Raw genomic sequence first — 16,287 nt, forward strand, 5'->3', positions numbered from 1 at the left:
CGGATCGCGCGAGGTGCTGTTCCCGGGCGGAGCGGCGGGGTGCGCGCGCTGCATCGGGTTGCCCGACGGTCCATGCTGGAAGGAGCAGGCCTCCACGATGCCCGTCCCGGACGGGTCGGTCATCACACCGACAGACGTACGCGACGGAACGAGGTGGGGTGCTATGCCGGAACGTCTGTTCCTCGACCGCAGAGACGCCGGGCGGACACTGGCCCGGCGACTCGAGCACTACCGGGGCCGCCCCGACGTCCTGGTCCTGGCGCTGCCCCGCGGCGGCGTACCGGTGGGTTACGAGGTGGCAACCGCCCTCGATGCCGAACTCGATGTCTTCCTGGTCCGCAAGCTGGGCGTGCCCGGCATGGAAGAGGTGGCGATGGGGGCGATCGCCAGCGGCGGGGTGCTCGTGCTCAACGAGGATGTCGTCCGGGGCCTCGCCCTCTCGCCCGACGTCATCCGTGAGGTGGCGGAACGCGAGGGCCGGGAGCTGCTGCGGCGGGAGCGCGCGTACCGCGGTGACCGTCCCCCGCCCAAGGTCGAGGGGCGCACGGTCATCCTGGTCGACGACGGCCTGGCGACCGGCGCGAGCATGCGCGCCGCCCTGCTGGCCCTGAAGCGCAAGCACCCGGCGAGAATCGTGGTGGCGGTCCCGACCGCCCCCGAGTCGACCTGCCAGGAACTCTCCGCCGTGGTCGACGAGGTGATCTGCGCGACCACCCCCACCCCCTTCTACGCCGTCGGAGCCTCCTACTGGGAGTTCACACAGGTCACCGACGAGGAAGTCCGTCAACTGCTGTACGCCGCATCCAAGGCCGCTCCGGCCGCCTGGGGTGCGGAGGGCGTGACGGACGCGGTGGCCGTGCGCACCGGGGCGACACCCGTCGAGGACGGGATGCCGCAGGTCAGCGCGCTGGCGGACCTCGTGGGCGATGCGCGCTTCGTACTCATAGGCGAGGCTTCCCACGGCACGCACGAGTTCTACGCCGCCCGAGCGGCCATGACCCGGTGGCTCATCGAGGAGAAGGGCTTCTGCGCCGTAGCGGCCGAGGCGGACTGGCCCGATGCCTACCGCGTCAACCGTTACGTCCGCGGCCGCAGCGACGACGGCAGCGCGGAGGAGTCCCTGCGCGGCTTCGAGCGCTTCCCCACCTGGATGTGGCGCAACACGGTCGTTCTCGACTTCGTCGGGTGGCTGCGCGAGCACAACGCCCGCCTCGGCGACCGGGAGACGGCCAAGGCGGGCTTCTACGGGCTCGACCTCTACAGCCTCTACCGGTCGATCGACGAGGTGATCTCGTATCTCGACCGTGTCGATCCGGCCGCCGCGGTACGGGCGCGCGAACGCTACGCCTGTCTGGAGCGATACGACGGGGACGACGGCCAGTCCTACGGTTTCCAAGCCGCCTTCGGTGCCGGTGAAACGTGCGAGCAGGAGATCGTCGAGCAGTTGGAGGAACTGCAACGCAACGCCGTGGAGTACGCGCAACGCGGCGGTCTCCTCGCCGAGGACGAGGTCTTCTACGCGGAGCGGAACGCGGTCGCGGTGCGCAACGCCGCCGAGTACTACCGTTCGATGTTCGGCGGAAGGGTGTCCTCGTGGAACCTGCGCGACCGGCACATGGTGGAGACCCTGGACGCGCTCGACGAGCATCTGAGCAGACAGCGCGGCGATCTGGCGAAGATCGTCGTGTGGGAGCACAACTCGCACCTGGGTGACGCCCGGGCCACCGAGTCCGCGATGCGCGGCGAGCTCAACGTGGGTCAGCTCGTGCGCGAGAACCATCCCGACGGCTGCCGGCTGCTGGGCTTCACCACCTACACGGGCACGGTGACGGCGGCGCACGACTGGGGAGGCGCGGCCGAACGCAAATGGGTACGTCCCGCGCTCCCCGACAGCGTGGAGGAACTGTTCCACGAGGTCGGCGAGAAGGAGTTCCTGCTCGACTTCGGCAGCGCACCACTGGCCGCGGAACGTCTGCGTGCCACACGTCTCGAACGCGCGATCGGCGTCATCTACCGCCCCGACACCGAGCGGCAGAGCCACTACTTCATCGCGCGCCCGGCCGACCAGTTCGACGCGCTCATCCACATCGAGGAGACACGGGCCCTCGAACCGCTGGAACGCACCGCGCGATGGGAGACCGGCGAGGCCCCCGAGACGTACCCGTTCGCGGTCTGAGAGGAATTTCCCGTGTCCGGCCCGAACGGGCATAAGGCAGACCTGGACCGTTGATTCTCCGGTGTCCCGGGAGTAGCCATGGCCTCGAACCCTCCGGCGCCCCCTTTCACCCTCCTCGGCCTGGGACTCTCCGGCGGCGACCTGCGGCAGGCCGCCGCCCTCCTGCTGGGTGGACCGCCCGGGGACGAGATGGCCGTACGGGGTGCGGACCACCGCGTGGCGCGGCTGGTCCCCGCCTCGCTGACGGACACCGAACGCCTGACGGCGACCGCTCTCACGGTGCGCTACGGCGAGGACCGCTTCCGGCTCCGTGCCGCCCGCGCCGGGGACCTCGGTTCGCTGCGTCTCGTGGTGACCCAACGGCGCGCACCGGGCCCGGCAGAGGTGGAACTCCAGGTGGGCGCGGCGGGCGTGAACTTCCGTGACGTCCTGACCGTCATGGGACTCCTGCCGGCCGCCGACCGGTCCGCGGGCGGCGGGGACCGCATCGGTTTCGAGTGCACGGGGACGGTGACCGCGGTCGGCCCCGGCGTGGAGCACGTCCGCGTCGGCGACACCGTACTGGCCGTGGATCTCGCCGGGGGCGCCTTCGGCTCGTTCACGACGGTCCGCGCCGACGCCGTGGTTCCCGTGTGCCCCCCGGCCTCGACGCCACTGCCGCGGCGACCCTCCCGACGGCGTACCTCACCGCCTGGTACGCGCTGCGGCACGTGGCGCGCCTCGCCGAGGGCGAACGCGTACTGATCCACTCCGCCACAGGTGGCACGGGCCTGGCCGCCATCGCCGTGGCCCGCTATCTGGGGGTCGAGGTCCTGGCCACGGCCGGGAACGACGAGAAGCGGGGCTATCTGCGCGGTATGGGAGTCCGGCACGTCATGGACTCCCGCTCGCTGGACTTCGGCGGGCAGGCCCGCGAGGCGACCGGGGGCGAGGGCGTCGACGTCGTACTCAACTCGCTGTCGGGGGCGGCGATCCGCGCCGGTCTGGAGGCGCTGCGTCCCTTCGGCCGGTTCGTCGAACTGGGTGTCCGTGACATCCTCGCCTACACCTCACTCGGGCTCGGGCCGTTCCGCCACACCGTCACCTTCAGCAGTGTCGACCTCATCCAACTCCAGCAGGACCGGCCGAGCGCCTTCCAGGACCTGTTGGGCGAGGTCATGGACCTGTTCGCCGCGGGCCACCTCCCGGTGCTGCCGCACCGGGAGTTCCCCCTCGCCCAGGCCACGGAGGCATTCCGTCTCATGGCGGGTGCCGGCCACATCGGCAAGCTCGTCCTGATCATGCCCGCAAGAGGGGAGACGACCGCCGTGCGCACCGGGCCTCCCGCGCCGGTCCGCTCCGACGGCGCGTACCTCGTCATCGGAGGACTGGGGGGCGTGGGCCTGGCCACGGCGGCGCGGCTGGCCGAACTGGGCGCCGGACACATCGTCCTGAACGGCCGTCGAAAGCCCGGCGAGGCGGCCGGGACCGAGTTGGCGCGGCTGCGTGCCGCCGGTGCCCGTATCACCGTCGAACTGGGGGACGCCGCACGGGCGGGGGTGGCCGAACGGCTCGTGTCCGTCGCGACGGCGGGCGGCCTGCCGTTGCGGGGAGTGGTGCACTCGGCGATGGTGCTGGACGACGGCGTGGTCACCAACATCACCGACGCCCAGCTGGAACGCGTCTGGCGGCCCAAGGTCACCGCGGCATGGCGACTCCACGAGGCCCTCGCGCGACACACGCCCGATTGGTTCGTGCTCTACTCCTCGATGGCTTCGCTGCTGGGCAACCCGGGCCAAGGTGCGTACGCCGCCGCCAACGCCTGGCTGGACGCCTTCGCCGGCTGCCGGACCGCCCAGGGGCTGCCCACGCTGGCCGTCAACTGGGGGCCGTGGGGGGAGATCGGCGCGGCGACCGACTTCGCCGACCGCGGCTACGAGACCCTCTCCACCAAGGACGGTCTACGCGCCCTGGAGGTACTGCTCACCCACCGGCGAGTGGCGACCGGCGTCCTGCCCGGCCGCCCGGAGACGTGGATCCTGCCCACGGTCCGCAGCGCCCCCTTCTTCGCCGGACTGGTGGACGTCCACGCGCCTGAGGGCGCCGCTCCCTCGAGCGGCGAGCGCGCCTCCGCATCCGCGGTCCGTGCGCGCCTGGCCGGACTTGACTCTCCGCTCGCCCGCCGTACGGCCCTGGAAGCCTATCCGGCCGAGCAGATGGGGACCGTTCTCCAGTTCGGCAGCGCACGGCTGGACCCTCAGACGCCGCTGCGCAGCCTCGGCTTCGACTCGTTGCTGTCCATGGAACTGCGCACCCGTCTGGAGGCGGGGCTGGGCGTCAGACTCGCGAGCGACTTCGTCTGGAGGCACCCCACGATCGCCGCCCTCGCCACCGGCCTGGCCGAGAAGATGGGAGTTGACCTGTCATGAGGGACGGCGGACGGCACCCGGGAAGGCGGCAGGACGGCACCCGGCGAATCCCGACGCCCGCTGCGCGCACGCCCCGGCTCTCTCTCCCGCATCCTCAAGTGCCGGGTGCCGGCAACCCGGGATGATGGCCCACTTCACGCCCGTGTCCTCACCGCCTACGGCAGCGCGCTGCGCCGGCCGGTGGGCCGGATCCACTGGGCGAGCACGCAGTCGGCCACCCTGATGCAGGGGCTGATGGAAGGCGCGGTGCGCTCCGGCGAGCGGGCGGCGCGCGAGGTGCTGGCCGCGGCCTGATACGACCGCACGTCAGCGGGGCCGATCGGCGATGCGGTCGAGCCACTCCCGCATGAGGCCACGTTCCGGTGCGGTGAGGGCGTCGGTCTGCGGCAGTACGGCACGGAGGGTGACGGCGGCCGCGACGGGCCCGGGCGTGGCGGCGGGAGCGTCCGTGGTGATCGCCGCGATGACCGCCTCACGGGCGGTGGAGGACAGCTCCGGGTCGCGGCGGTCCTCGGGCGTGGCGATGAGCGTCAGCGTCGTACCGCAGCCGGCCGCGTGCACCAGGGCCGCGGCGCGATCCTCCGGCATGCGCAGTCGGCCCGCTTCGGCGATGCGCCGGATGTGCTGGGCGAGAACGTCGAAGGCGGCGAGGGCCGCGGGCGAGGGCGCACCGGGGCGGTACCGGCCGTACATCAGTGTGTACAGCCCCGGGTTGGCCAGGCCCAGGCCGATGTGCAGGTCCCAGCCGGTGCGGAGGTCCTCGACCGGGTCGTCGCCGGGGCCCTGCGCGGTCTTGCCGGCCAGGTAGGAGGTGAAGCCGTCGGCGACGACCGCGTCGAGCAGGCCCTGTTTGTCGCCGAAGAGCCGGTAGATGGCCGGCGGCTGCACGCCGGCCGCCGCGCTCACCGCCCGGGTCGATACCGCGTCGGGCCCCTCCTCGGCCAGCAGCCGGGCAGCCGCCGCGACGATGCGTTCGCGGTGGCCGTCCGCGCCGGTGACGTCATGACTCTCCACGTTTCCGACGATAACAGACCCTTGTTAACGCCAGCACCTACCACCGATACCGCGGCCGGAACCTCTTCCGCGCTCTCGGCGGCTGTCCAGCCGGACCGGCCGGGGCGGACCGGCTCAGGCATCCGCGTGCCTGACCGCGACGGCCGCGGCGTCGTCGGAGAGCCGGCCCCGGGTGTGCGTGACGAGGTCTTCGCGCAGCAGTCGCAGCACCTGCCCGGGATGCTCGGCCGACCAGGCCGCGGCGCGGTCGGCAAGCGGATAGAAGCGGCCTTCCCCGTCGCGCGCCTCCAGGACGCCATCGGTATAGAGGAGGAGTACGTCCGAGGGGTTGAAGGCGAAGGACTCGACCGCGTAGCTCTCCTCCCCGCAGAGTCCTCCCAGGCCCAGTGGTGGAGCGATCCGCCTGAGCGGGAGTGTCCCGGCGTGGCCGCGGTCGAGGAGCAGGGGAGACGGGTGGCCGCAGGTGACGACGTGAAGCACGGGGTCATGGTCGGGGATCTCCACGATGAGGGCGGTGGCGAAGGCCTCGTCGATGTCGGGCTCCTGGTGCTGCTGCCACTGTCTGGAGTCCCACCGCATGGCACCGTCGAGATGCACGGCGAGTCTGGGCAGTGTGGGCTGACGATGCGAAGCGGCGCGGAAGGCACCCAGCAGGAGCGAGGCGTGGTCGATCGCGGGTAGTCCCTTGCCCCGGACATCGGCTATGAGCAGCCGGGTGCTGTGCGAGGTGCGGGCCGCGGCGAAGAGGTCTCCGCCCATGGCGGCCTCGTCCTGGGCGGCGAAGTACAGCGACGCGATCTCCAGGGGCCCGCTGTGCCGCGGCAGCGTGGGGAACAGCACCGCCTGAACGGCTTGGGCGACGGACCGGCTCTGGGTCAGCTGGTGTTCGTGTCTGTCCCTGAACAGGCAGAACGCGACGATCACGGCCGAGACGAGCACCAGAGCGGCGATCTGTGCCTGCAGGTTCTCCGTGGTCAGTACGCGTCGTGCCACTCCGATGGCGATCTGACCTCCGACCGCCATGAAGCCGATCAGGGTCGTCAGCCGGGGTCCGGCGAACGCCGCGGTGATGGCAGGTGCCGCAACCAGCAGGGGGCCGAGATGGATGTCCGGCGGTGCCAGGATGTCCACCGTGCACACGGCGGCGATGAGCCCCAGCGGGATCAGCAGGAGCGCCCGCCCGGATCTCGGACCCCGCAGGTCCAGCAGCTCACCAAGGGTCACACACAATGGTCCCACGTCCGACGGCCCCTGCGGCGGGGAACTCCGGCGTCACCAGGTCGGACGTATTTCTGATGTCGTTCCACCGCATTCCCGGCCGCGTCTGGATTCTCCTGTACAACGAGCGTGCGAGTAATCGTCATGCACTGGACCAGAAGCATCGCAAAACCTTCTGAGATGTCATCTGATACGTGAGGAGACTCCATGAGGATCGGTCACGCCGGCAAAGCACTGCTCGTCGCCGGGGCGACGGCAGCCGCAATCTCCCTACCGGAGGCAGCCGTCGCGTCCGCCGAGCCAGGTGCAGTGCCCACGACCGCCGTGACATGCGCGGTATCCGGCACGGTCTCGATCAGCAACGTCAGTCGGCCGCAGACGGGAATCAACTATCTGGCGCGCAACCTGACGGTCACAGGAGCCGACTCCGGCATTTCGTGCGCGGACTTGCGGAGCGACAAGTCCGCGACGGGCGGGCATTCGATCGTCGGCTATTCGGACACGTACGCGGGGTACTTCCCCAACAGCTCGTGCGCGGCTGCCGGCGGCACGCTGAACATCAAGATCACCTGGATTCTCGACAACGGCGAGACGCAGACGTCCAAGGTGACGGAGAACATCCCGCAGGGCAACATCTTCGGCAGCCTGCAGGGCACGGGCATCGTCACGACGGGCCTCTTCTCCGGGGCTCTCTTCGAAACCAACTCCGTCCTGCATGACACCGTCAGCCACGCCCTGCAGTGCGCCACGGACGTCGGAGTGACGAGCAGTACCTACACGTCCACCGCCACGGTCCTGCAGTAGCGACCGGCAGGCGTCACCGAACGCCCCGCACACACACCACATCGTCGTGCTGTGCGGGGTCGATGTCGACGCGGGGTGCCGTCCCGAGGGGCTGGCGTCGTCAGCCGTGGAGAATCTCGCTGAACCGCTGGGCGCTGATGTTGCCGCCGGAGACGATGACTCCGATCCTGCGTGGCACGCGGTCGATCCGGTGGGCCAGCAGTGCGGCCAGGGCACTGGCGCCGCTGGGTTCGACGACGATCTTCAAACGCTCGAAGGCGAACCGCATGGCATCACGAATCCGGTCGTCGCCGACCAGGGCGATCTCGTCCACCAGCCGCTGGTTGACGGAGAAGGTGAGCTCGCCCGGAATGTCCGCGGCCTGACCGTCCGCGATGGTGCGGGGCACGGGGATGGAGACGCGGTGACCGGCTTCCAGGGACCGCTTCGTGTCGTCGCCGGCCTGCGGCTCCACACCGATCACCCGGACCGCGGGCAGCAGCCCCTTGGCGGCGGTGGCCGTGCCGGCGATCAGGCCGCCACCGCCGACCGGCACCACCACGGCGTCCAGGTCACCGGTCTCTTCCACCAGTTCGAGAGCGGCGGTGCCCTGTCCCGCGATGACGTGCGGGTGCTCGTACGGAGGTACGAGCGCCAGGCCGCGGTCGGCCGCGAGCGCCTCCCCGATCGCCACCCGGTCGCCGGTGTAGCGGTCGTAGGTGACGATCTCGGCGCCGTAACCGGCCGTCGCCTCCATCTTGGAGCGTGGCGTGTCCTCCGGCATGACAATCACGGCGGTGGTGCCGAGTTCGCGGGCAGCGAGGGCGACTGCCTGTGCATGGTTGCCGGAGGAGTACGCGGCGATCCCCTTCGCCAACTGCTCGGGGGACAGCCGTGATGCGGCGTTGTACGCCCCGCGGAACTTGAAGGCGCCTATCCGCTGGAAGTTCTCGCACTTGAGGAAGACCTCCGCGCCGACCAGATCGTCCAGTGTGCGTGATCGCAGTACAGGAGTGCGGTGGGCGATGCCCTTGATCCGCGCGGCAGCGTCGCGGACGTCCTCAAGGGTGACGAGCGGGGTGTCGGTCATGTTCCTACTCCGTTCCGGGCGCTGCCGTCTGTCCGCGAACCGCTTGGAATCATTGTCTACACCCTATACTCGATGTCCAGGCCACGGTCACGTCCAGGCGGGCACGAACGGCACCGCCGGCGACGGCCGCACGAACACGCCGGAGCGGACCGCCCCTGGATCAACGCCCCTATGAGTCGTTCTTCACGAACCGCGAGGAGTCCGACATGCCGGCCGACGAGCAGGATGCCATCATCGCCGCGCTCACTCCGGTGATCGACGGCATCGCGGCGACCCTCGGGTCCTTCTGCGAAGTGGTGATCCATGACTTCCGGCGCCCCGAGCGCTCCGTCGTCGCCCTGGCCGGATCGGTCACCGGGCGGGGTGTCGGGGGGGCGATGAGCGAGATCGGCATGAACATCCTGGCGGCCGGCGACCAGGCGCACGACGAGCTCAACTACATCACCCGCACACAGGACGGGAAGATGGTCAAGTCCTCGACCATGGTGCTCCGCGATTCGAGCGGTACGGTGTTCGGCGCCCTGTGCATCAACCTCGACGTCACCGCCGTCAACCAGGTGCACGCCCTGGTCGGGGAGCTGGCCGGGGTCGGTCCTGCGACCAGGGCCCTGCCGGTCACCACCTTCGGCGACGACATCGGCGCGGTGCTGGACGCGATCGTCGACGCCCGCCAGCTGCGCCAGAGCAAGCCGTGGGCCCAACTCGGCCGCGCCGAACGGCTGGAACTCTTCCGCGACCTCGACCGACGCGGGGTGTTCGCCGTACGCGGCGCCGTGCAGCAGGTCGCAACCCGGCTCGGGATCTCCCGGGCCTCCGCCTACAACTACCTCGCCGCGGCCCGGACCCACGACGACGGCGCCGACACCGGCCCCGGAGGCGACACTTGACCAGGCGTCCCGCGCCGGCCGTGAGTCACGGCTGAGGACGGGGAAAGGTCTCCAGGGCTCTGGCGAGGCCGGTGGCATCGGTGCCGACCTTGCGGTAGACGGAGGAGAGCAGCTGCGTCACCCCTTGCTCGGTGAGGCGCAGTTCCTTCGCGACCACCGCCAACGGGTGGCCCGACGCGGCCATTTCGGCGGCCTTGCGTTCATGGGCGGTGAGCGTGTCCGTCTGTGCGTAGCGCAGGGGCAGCGGTCGCAGCCCGGCCGCGGACAGTTCCTCCCTCGCCCGGGCGGCCAAGCCCTCGGCGCCGCAGTGGACGGCGACTTCCAGGCCCCGGTAGAGCCGGTCGGCGGCGTCCTGTGGCTGACCGTTCCGGGACAGCGCGGCGCCGTGGCCGACGAGGACACGCGCCAGCTCGTACGACGCCGGTGAGCGTTCCAGATGGCCGACGGCCTCGGCATACAGATCGAGCGCAGCCGGCCCGCCGGTCACCTCGGCCTCGGTGTGGAGCGCCTGGCCGATCGCGGACGCGGCACCGAAGTCCCGTGCCTGCTTGACGGCGTCCCGGGCAACGCGGACCGCCCGCTCGGGAGCGGTGGGGGCGAGGGCGGACGCGAGGTCCAGCTTCCAGGGGCACCAGGCCGGATTGCGCCAGGCCCGTGAGTCCAGCCACTTCCCCACGGCCGACAGCAGGCCCTCCGCTTCGTCGTATCGTCCCTCCGCCAGGAGCAGTTCGGCGTACACCGTACGCGGGTCGGGATAGATGACGGCGTTCGGGACGATCGCCCCGTACCGGTAGGAGTCGGCGAGCCGGCGCGCGTCGGTGGTCCGCCCGCGGGCCAGCAGGATCTGGATGAGAATGCCCACGGCGAAGTACTGGGCGGGCAGCGCCTCTTTCACCCGGTCGGCGATGCGCAGGCCTTCCCGGACCAGTTCCTCCGCCTCGGCCAGGCTCCCACGGCGGTGGCGGATGTAGCCGAACAGGGTCTGGCCCAGGGCGAGATGGGAGCCGCGCCAGCCCTTCGCCTCGCATTCGGCGATGCCCCGGGTGAACAGCTCTTCGGCCCGTCGTGGCTGGTCGCAGTACATGAACACCAGGGCGGCCGAGACCGGGACCTCGAAGCCCCGGTTCTCGTCGGTCCAGCTCAGTCCGCCGCGCAGCGCCTCCTCGGCGTACGTGAGGGCGGTCCTGCGCGGCTCGCCGCGCAGCAGGGCGTCCCATGCCCTCAGGCCCAGGATGTAGCGCTCCTCCGGGCCACGACCGGTCAGGCGCGCGGCCAGCCGTGCCAGCTTGCGCGAGCGGGCGGCCGCGTCGGGCTCGTCGGCACGACAGGAGCTCCATTGGAAGTGGTCGGCCTGCATCCGCAGTCGGGTACGCGGATGGGTGGCCCGTCGCGCCTCGCTCGCGGCCACGGACGCGGCTTCGGCGACCTGGTCGGTGTGGGCCAGTGCCTGGGTCAGCCGGTAGACGATACGGGCGCGCAGCTCCTGGTCGAGCACGGGTTGCGTGAGCGCCGTGCGCAGATAGCCGACCGTGGCCGTGGGTTCGATCAGAAAGGTGGAGCCGGCGAGTTCGTAGAGCAGCTCGGCACGCGCCTCCGGGGCCGGTGGCTCCCGCAGTGCCCGGGTCAGTACGCGCCGGGCGGCCTCCGGCGCACCCGCGCGAAGGTACTCGCGGGCGGCCTCCCGCAGGCACTCCACGGCCTCGGTGTTGCCCTCGCAGGGGACCTCCAGCAGATGCCGGGAGGCGGCGGTGGCGCCGTGCCCCGCCGCGCGGACCGCTTCCGCGGCCGCGTTGTGCAGACCGACCCACAGTGCTGACGGGATGGCCCGGTACACGGTGGTCGCAATCAGCGGGTGGACGAACTCCAGCCCGCCTCCGGGTCCCTGGCCATCGGCGAGGATCCGGGCGGCGCGCAGCTTCTCGGTCGCCTCGGCGGCCTGCTCGGTGCCGAGGACCGCGACGGCGGCGGCCGACTCCGGTGAGATGGAGGTTCCCAGTACGGCGGCGGCCCAGGCGAAACGCACGGTGGACGGTCCCAGTCGCTGCAGGCGCTCGATCAGCCCCGGTCCCTTGACCGCCGAGGCGAGGTCGCGCATCACACCCAACTCGGCCTCGGTGCCCCTCACCTGGCGTTCGCCGAGCCGGATGGCGAGCTCGACCGTCTCGAACGGGCTTCCGCCGGTGATCGCCCAGCATTCGCCGCAGAACGTGTCCTCGGCTCCCTCACCCACTTCGTCCCGGACGATCCTCGCCACTCCGTCGGCGGTCAGCGGCGCAAGGGCGTAGGGACGGTTCCGGTGACGTTCGGCGAGCGAACGCAACGCGGTTCCCCCGGGCGGCAGTTCGTCGGGGCGGTAGGCGACGACGATCAGCAGCGGCAGGTCTTCGGCCCGTGGCGCGAAGGAGGCCAGCCAGCTCAGGGACTCCTCATCGGCCCAGTGCATGTCGTCCAGGAGCAGGACGACGGGAGCCTTCGTCACCGTCAGGCGGGTCATCACCCAGTCCAGGCCGTCGCGCACCCCGGTCGGATCCGGCACGCGGGCGGTGTTCTCCGCCTCGATACCGAGGGCGGCGGCGACGATGTCGTACCAACTCCCCAGCAGCTCGCGGCGATCCCTGTGCTCCATCGTCGCGAGGACGGGCTGGACGAGTTGGCGGACCACACGGAAGGCCAGGCCCTGCTCCTTCTCGCCGCCCTTGCCCGACAACACCGTGAATCCGCGCGCCGTGGCGCGGGCGCGCACTTCGGCGAGGAGTGTCGTCTTGCCCAGTCCGGCCGAACCGGTGAAGGCGAGCAGTCCGCCCTGCGGGACTCGCGTGACGCCGTCGACGACATCGCGGAGGTCCGCCAACGCGGAGTCGACCGCGCGCAGTTCCCGATGGCGCTCGAGCACCATCCGGTGCCCGGTGACCGTTTGCCGTGATCCGTCCGCCATGTGCCCTGCCGCTTCCTGCCGTCAGCTATCGGAAGACAAGGTTGAGCGTACGCTCACCTGGGCGCGCGGAAGATGCTTTGGGGAAGCAGTCGCCGTGGAAAGAGTGAACCCTTGATCGCGCCGGTTTGCCCGTCCCCCACCTCGGGTAACGCAGCCCGACCGGTGTTCCTCCCTCAGGGCCCGACGTGCAGGGCCGCTGTGTCCGCGTAGCGTGGCACGCTGCGGGACCAGTGGTAGCAGCCCCGGATCCAGCCGGCCATGCCCTCCACATAGCCGATGCCGGCGGGGCTCAGCTCCGGCTCGATCTCCTTGAAGAGCCGCTCGAACTCACGGATGGTGCGGTTGATCCGTCTGATGGCGAGGCTGACAGCCTCCGGCAGGGAGCAGCGGTAGGCGCGGCGGTGCGCGAGCGCCAGGTTGATCACTCCGCCCGCTCGTTGCTCCTTCACCGCGGAGAACAGGTCGGGTATCCATACCGCCGCGTCGGCCGACAGTCTCTGCAGGCGCGGCATGGCGGGGTGACCGAGCTCCTCGGGGGCCAGTTCGTGCTCCTGCGCGGCCTCGCACAGCGGGTAGAAGGGCTCCACGCCGGCGGTGAGCGACCGTATGGAACCGCACAGACCGATCCCCACCCGGTGAGGTTCGGTCTGGGCCACCGCCTCGTACAACAGGCCGTGTACGTACTCGCGGCTGTTCGCCGCCCATCGCGCGGCCTGTGCCGGGGTGCAGCGCTCCTTGACCTGACGGTGCAGGTCGGTGAGGGCGGCTCCGAGGGGCGTGCTGGGCGGTTGACCGTCACGCAGGATGCCGACGCTCTCGCACAGCATGGGCACCAGCCGGCTCGGCCGTCCCCGGCCGATGTCCTCCGCACGGTCGTCGTAGACGAATTGGTAGGCGATCTGATTGGCCACGAGCTGAAGGAGGTCGGGGCTCATCGTGGGGCTGTTGTAGGAGGCGAGTTCGGCGGGGCGGGTGTAGGAAATCATCGCCGCCACCCGAGGGTCGACGGTCAGCCCGTATGCGTGCAACCACTGGTCGAGGCCGTCCGCGACCTCGGATTGATGCGGATTGCACAGGAAGGGAAAGGGCATGTAGAGCTCGGCCTCGATCAGTTCCTGCAGACTCCCGGGCGCACTTCCGGCGTCCGGTGCGTCCACCGTGTCCTGGTGCGTCGTGCACACATTGCCACCTTCCCTTCGGTAGTCCCGCGGCCGGGGTGTCACCGTCATTCGGTGCGCGAATTCTGCTCAGGGTGCGGGTGACCGGTGTACGGGACACGCGTCGCCGGTGTCCGGGTCGCGGGCACCTTGTGCCGACGGTTCCTGGGCCGGCACGGGGCGACGGAGTTCGCAGATCATCTTGAGCGACCTCGGACCGAGGGTCGCCGCCGGGCGCGGTTGCTCGACGTGGCCGGGCAACGGACGCAGCCGCCAGCGGCGGGCGATCACGGTGACAGCCAGCGTGGCCTCCGCCATGGCGAACGTGTCGCCTATGCATTTGCGGCTGCCTGCCGCGAAGGGCAGCAGCGCGCCGTTCGCCACGGCCGTGGCGTTCCCCGGCAGCCAGCGATCGGGCAGGAACCGGTCGGGGTCGGGAAAGGACGCGGGATCGTGGTGCAGGAGGTAGGGGCTGTACAGGACGGTGGCTCCCCTGGGGAGCCGGAATCCGCCGATCTCCGTCTCCCTGGTGGTCGTCCGGGTGAAGAGCCAGCCGGGCGGATACACCCGCAGCGTCTCGGTGACGACGCTGCGGGTGTAGACCAGGCGCGACAGTTCCTCCGGGCCGGGCCGCCGTCCGTCGGCGAGTACCGCGTCGGCTTCGGCGTGCAGCCGGCGCTCGACCTCCGGATGAGCGGGCAGCAGGCTGAAGACGGAGCCCAGACACATCGCCGTGCTCTCGACCCCGGTGAGCAGAAGCGTGATCAACTGGTCGTGGATCTCCTGTCCGGTGACCCCGGCGGCCCCGTCGTGGGCTTCCTGGGCCTCCAGCAGGCTCCCCAGCAGATCGTCGCGGGGAACGCCCCGTCGGCGCTCGTCGACGACCGCGTCGATGATCGCGTGGAAGCGGGCGAACGCGCGTCGATAGCGACGGTTCGCCGGCGTGGGAACGCGGAACAGAGGGGCGAGCGGAACGACCGTACGGATGAACAGGCCCCGGACGAGGGCGGCGAGGCAGTCGCGCACCTCGGCGACGGTCGCGGCGTCGAGCGAGTCGGACAGGAGGGCTCGGCTGGTGACCCGCGTGGTCAGGGCCAGCATGGCCGCACTGACGTCGACCTCCGTCCCGGGCCGCCACTCGCGGAACACCGCCTGGGCCTCCTCGCCCATCACCTGCGCGTAGTCGGCGATGCGGGAGGGCCGGAAGGTGGGCTGGATGAGCCTGCGCTGCCGTCGGTGCTGCGCGTGGCCACAGGTGACGAGGCCGTTGCCCATCAGCGGCCGGAGCCGTTCGTACTGCGGGCCGCCCTTGTCGAAGGTGCGGGTGTCCATGAGTATTCGGTGGACCAGCTCCGGGTGGCACGCCAGCCAGGCTCGCTGGGGGCCGAGGCGTATCTCGACCAGATCCCCGTGCACGGGCAGGGACTTCAGGAATTCCAGCGGCCGACGGAACAGGGTGATACCGTGACCGACGAACGGGAATGGGAATATGCCTGGTGCAGTACCCACCGTCCATGCTCGGTCTGATCGGGGCAGGGCACCACTCATCGAATACCACCCGTCTTGGTCGGCACATGGAAATCGGCGAAAGAACGTTCCACCGACTTGGTGTTCGAGTCATGTCTTGCCAAGTGCAACTCGTCTTCGGCTGTGCGCTCCTCTTTCCAGGGGGGCGCACGGGAGCACAAGGAAGCATGGGCGAATCGGCGTTGTCGCCTGGCACATGCCACCCTTCCGCAACGCCCGCCCTGTGCGGCCCCCCCGGCGGCCGGGTGATCGATTCCTCACATGGGTCTTAATCCGCCTGCTGTACAAGGGGGCCTTGATACTTTCGGTTGAGGGCGTACACGCCGTCAGAGAGAAGAAGGCGCGACATGGCCGAATCCCGGACGCGGCGGCGTTGGCGGTGGCTTACGCTCGCCGTGTTCGCCGTGGCCCTCTACGTCATCGTGCGCGCGGCCCACTCCCCGCAGGCCGGTACGACTCCCCCACCTAGGGAATCGGCCTCCGCGCCCACGTCGTCGACCGGCTCGGCCAGTCCCTCCGTCTCGGCGTCGCCCTCCTCGTACGACCCTTCGGGCTACGCCTCCCAGGTCCGTACCCGAGCCCGCCAGACGGGCATCGGCGCGCAGTTGCTGATGGCGATCCTCTACAACGAGGCGTACAAGCCGCACGACCCGGAGTTGGAGCGGGCATGGCAGCGGTACAAGCCGGGCGCTTCCTTCGGTATCGCGAACATGCACCGCGCCGCCTTCAACGAGGTCAAGCAGGGCCGGGACTTCGCCGACCGGCGCTGGGAGGAGTTGCCCGACGACCGGAACCTGGCCATCGAGGCGGAAGCCTGGTACCTGCACGACCTCGCGGCGCGGCTTCCGGCCCGGTGGCCCGCGTCCTACAGCAGGGACGAACTGCTGGCCCTCGGCTACAACGCGGGTGCGGGCAACATGCTCGCCTTCGCCCGTGGCGCGTCTCCGGGCGGCCAGGCACAGTCGTACCTGGACCGTCTGCACGCCAACTGGGCCAAGGCGGGCCGAGCGGTAGCGGGGTAGGGCCCCGCGGCCCCCGGGTATCGGGGCCGCCGTGAACCGCTGAGGCGAACGGCGGCGCACGGTCGGCATC

Annotated in this window: 12 protein-coding genes and 1 pseudogene; 7 read left to right on the forward strand and 6 right to left on the reverse strand. The window is 70.6% G+C overall.

Features of this window, described 5'->3' with window-relative positions; genetic code table 11:
• The first annotated feature begins 163 nt into the window (after positions 1–163).
• From ASC56_RS09815 to ASC56_RS09830, 4 genes and pseudogenes are all read left to right on the forward strand, one after another.
• On the forward strand, positions 164–2,176 hold the full coding sequence (locus tag ASC56_RS09815; protein ID WP_055490869.1) for an erythromycin esterase family protein: 2,013 nt from the start codon (positions 164–166) through the stop codon (positions 2,174–2,176).
• Positions 2,177–2,254: 78 nt separating this feature from the next.
• Complete coding sequence (locus ASC56_RS41755; RefSeq protein ID WP_055490870.1) at positions 2,255–2,920, forward strand: alcohol dehydrogenase catalytic domain-containing protein; 666 nt, start codon at positions 2,255–2,257, stop codon at positions 2,918–2,920.
• Positions 2,809–4,584: an SDR family NAD(P)-dependent oxidoreductase gene (locus tag ASC56_RS09825; protein WP_055490871.1), complete on the forward strand. Its 1,776-nt coding sequence runs from the start codon at positions 2,809–2,811 to the stop codon at positions 4,582–4,584. The genes ASC56_RS41755 and ASC56_RS09825 overlap by 112 nt, the downstream gene beginning before the upstream one ends.
• Before the next feature lie 144 nt (positions 4,585–4,728).
• Positions 4,729–4,878, forward strand: a pseudogene (locus ASC56_RS09830) (FAD-dependent oxidoreductase); the annotation flags it as partial.
• A gap of 12 nt (positions 4,879–4,890) precedes the next feature.
• Here ASC56_RS09830 and ASC56_RS09835 read toward each other — a convergent pair.
• Both ASC56_RS09835 and ASC56_RS09840 read right to left on the reverse strand, forming a co-directional pair.
• Positions 4,891–5,598 carry a TetR/AcrR family transcriptional regulator gene (locus ASC56_RS09835; protein WP_055490873.1) on the reverse strand — a complete coding sequence of 236 codons (708 nt, stop codon included), beginning with the start codon at positions 5,596–5,598 and terminating at the stop codon, positions 4,891–4,893.
• 114 nt (positions 5,599–5,712) lie between these two features.
• Positions 5,713–6,822, reverse strand: a complete 1,110-nt coding sequence (locus ASC56_RS09840) for a PP2C family protein-serine/threonine phosphatase (RefSeq protein WP_234376908.1) — start codon at positions 6,820–6,822, stop codon at positions 5,713–5,715.
• Positions 6,823–7,023: 201 nt separating this feature from the next.
• On the opposite strand from ASC56_RS09840, the gene ASC56_RS09845 reads away from it, so the two are divergent.
• Positions 7,024–7,620, forward strand: a complete 597-nt coding sequence (locus ASC56_RS09845; RefSeq protein WP_159039626.1) for a hypothetical protein — start codon at positions 7,024–7,026, stop codon at positions 7,618–7,620.
• A gap of 100 nt (positions 7,621–7,720) precedes the next feature.
• Here the strand turns inward: ASC56_RS09845 and ASC56_RS09850 are convergent, their stop codons facing one another.
• The gene (locus ASC56_RS09850; RefSeq protein WP_055490875.1) at positions 7,721–8,689 is read right to left on the reverse strand and encodes a threo-3-hydroxy-L-aspartate ammonia-lyase; all 969 of its coding nucleotides are present in this window, start codon (positions 8,687–8,689) and stop codon (positions 7,721–7,723) included.
• A 206-nt stretch (positions 8,690–8,895) separates the two neighbouring features.
• On the opposite strand from ASC56_RS09850, the gene ASC56_RS09855 reads away from it, so the two are divergent.
• Entirely contained in the window at positions 8,896–9,576 is a 681-nt protein-coding gene (locus ASC56_RS09855) for a transcriptional regulator (RefSeq protein WP_055490876.1), read from the forward strand.
• A 25-nt stretch (positions 9,577–9,601) separates the two neighbouring features.
• Here the strand turns inward: ASC56_RS09855 and ASC56_RS09860 are convergent, their stop codons facing one another.
• The 3 genes from ASC56_RS09860 to ASC56_RS09870 all read right to left on the reverse strand — a co-directional run bounded on the left by ASC56_RS09860 (position 9,602) and on the right by ASC56_RS09870 (position 15,177).
• The gene (locus ASC56_RS09860) at positions 9,602–12,511 is read right to left on the reverse strand and encodes an AAA family ATPase (RefSeq protein ID WP_055490877.1); all 2,910 of its coding nucleotides are present in this window, start codon (positions 12,509–12,511) and stop codon (positions 9,602–9,604) included.
• A gap of 173 nt (positions 12,512–12,684) precedes the next feature.
• Positions 12,685–13,692 carry a (-)-alpha-amorphene synthase gene (locus ASC56_RS09865; protein WP_234376909.1) on the reverse strand — a complete coding sequence of 336 codons (1,008 nt, stop codon included), beginning with the start codon at positions 13,690–13,692 and terminating at the stop codon, positions 12,685–12,687.
• A 66-nt stretch (positions 13,693–13,758) separates the two neighbouring features.
• A complete protein-coding gene (locus ASC56_RS09870; protein ID WP_234376910.1) occupies positions 13,759–15,177 on the reverse strand; it encodes a cytochrome P450 in 1,419 nt (472 codons plus the stop codon).
• Positions 15,178–15,542: 365 nt separating this feature from the next.
• Between ASC56_RS09870 and ASC56_RS09875 the strand changes: the two genes are divergently transcribed.
• The gene (locus ASC56_RS09875; protein ID WP_055490878.1) at positions 15,543–16,217 is read left to right on the forward strand and encodes a hypothetical protein; all 675 of its coding nucleotides are present in this window, start codon (positions 15,543–15,545) and stop codon (positions 16,215–16,217) included.
• Positions 16,218–16,287: the final 70 nt, after the last annotated feature.

The organism is Streptomyces sp. TP-A0356 (assembly GCF_001417775.1).
GTDB lineage: Bacteria > Actinomycetota > Actinomycetes > Streptomycetales > Streptomycetaceae > Streptomyces.

Coding starts and splice junctions, on each gene's coding strand:
- ASC56_RS09850 (WP_055490875.1), bottom strand. CDS start 8,689: ATGACCGACACCCCGCTCGTCACCCTTGAGGACGTCCGCGACGCTGCC.
- ASC56_RS41755 (WP_055490870.1), top strand. CDS start 2,255: ATGGCCTCGAACCCTCCGGCGCCCCCTTTCACCCTCCTCGGCCTGGGA.
- ASC56_RS09875 (WP_055490878.1), top strand. CDS start 15,543: ATGGCCGAATCCCGGACGCGGCGGCGTTGGCGGTGGCTTACGCTCGCC.
- ASC56_RS09855 (WP_055490876.1), top strand. CDS start 8,896: ATGCCGGCCGACGAGCAGGATGCCATCATCGCCGCGCTCACTCCGGTG.
- ASC56_RS09860 (WP_055490877.1), bottom strand. CDS start 12,511: ATGGCGGACGGATCACGGCAAACGGTCACCGGGCACCGGATGGTGCTC.
- ASC56_RS09845 (WP_159039626.1), top strand. CDS start 7,024: ATGAGGATCGGTCACGCCGGCAAAGCACTGCTCGTCGCCGGGGCGACG.
- ASC56_RS09815 (WP_055490869.1), top strand. CDS start 164: ATGCCGGAACGTCTGTTCCTCGACCGCAGAGACGCCGGGCGGACACTG.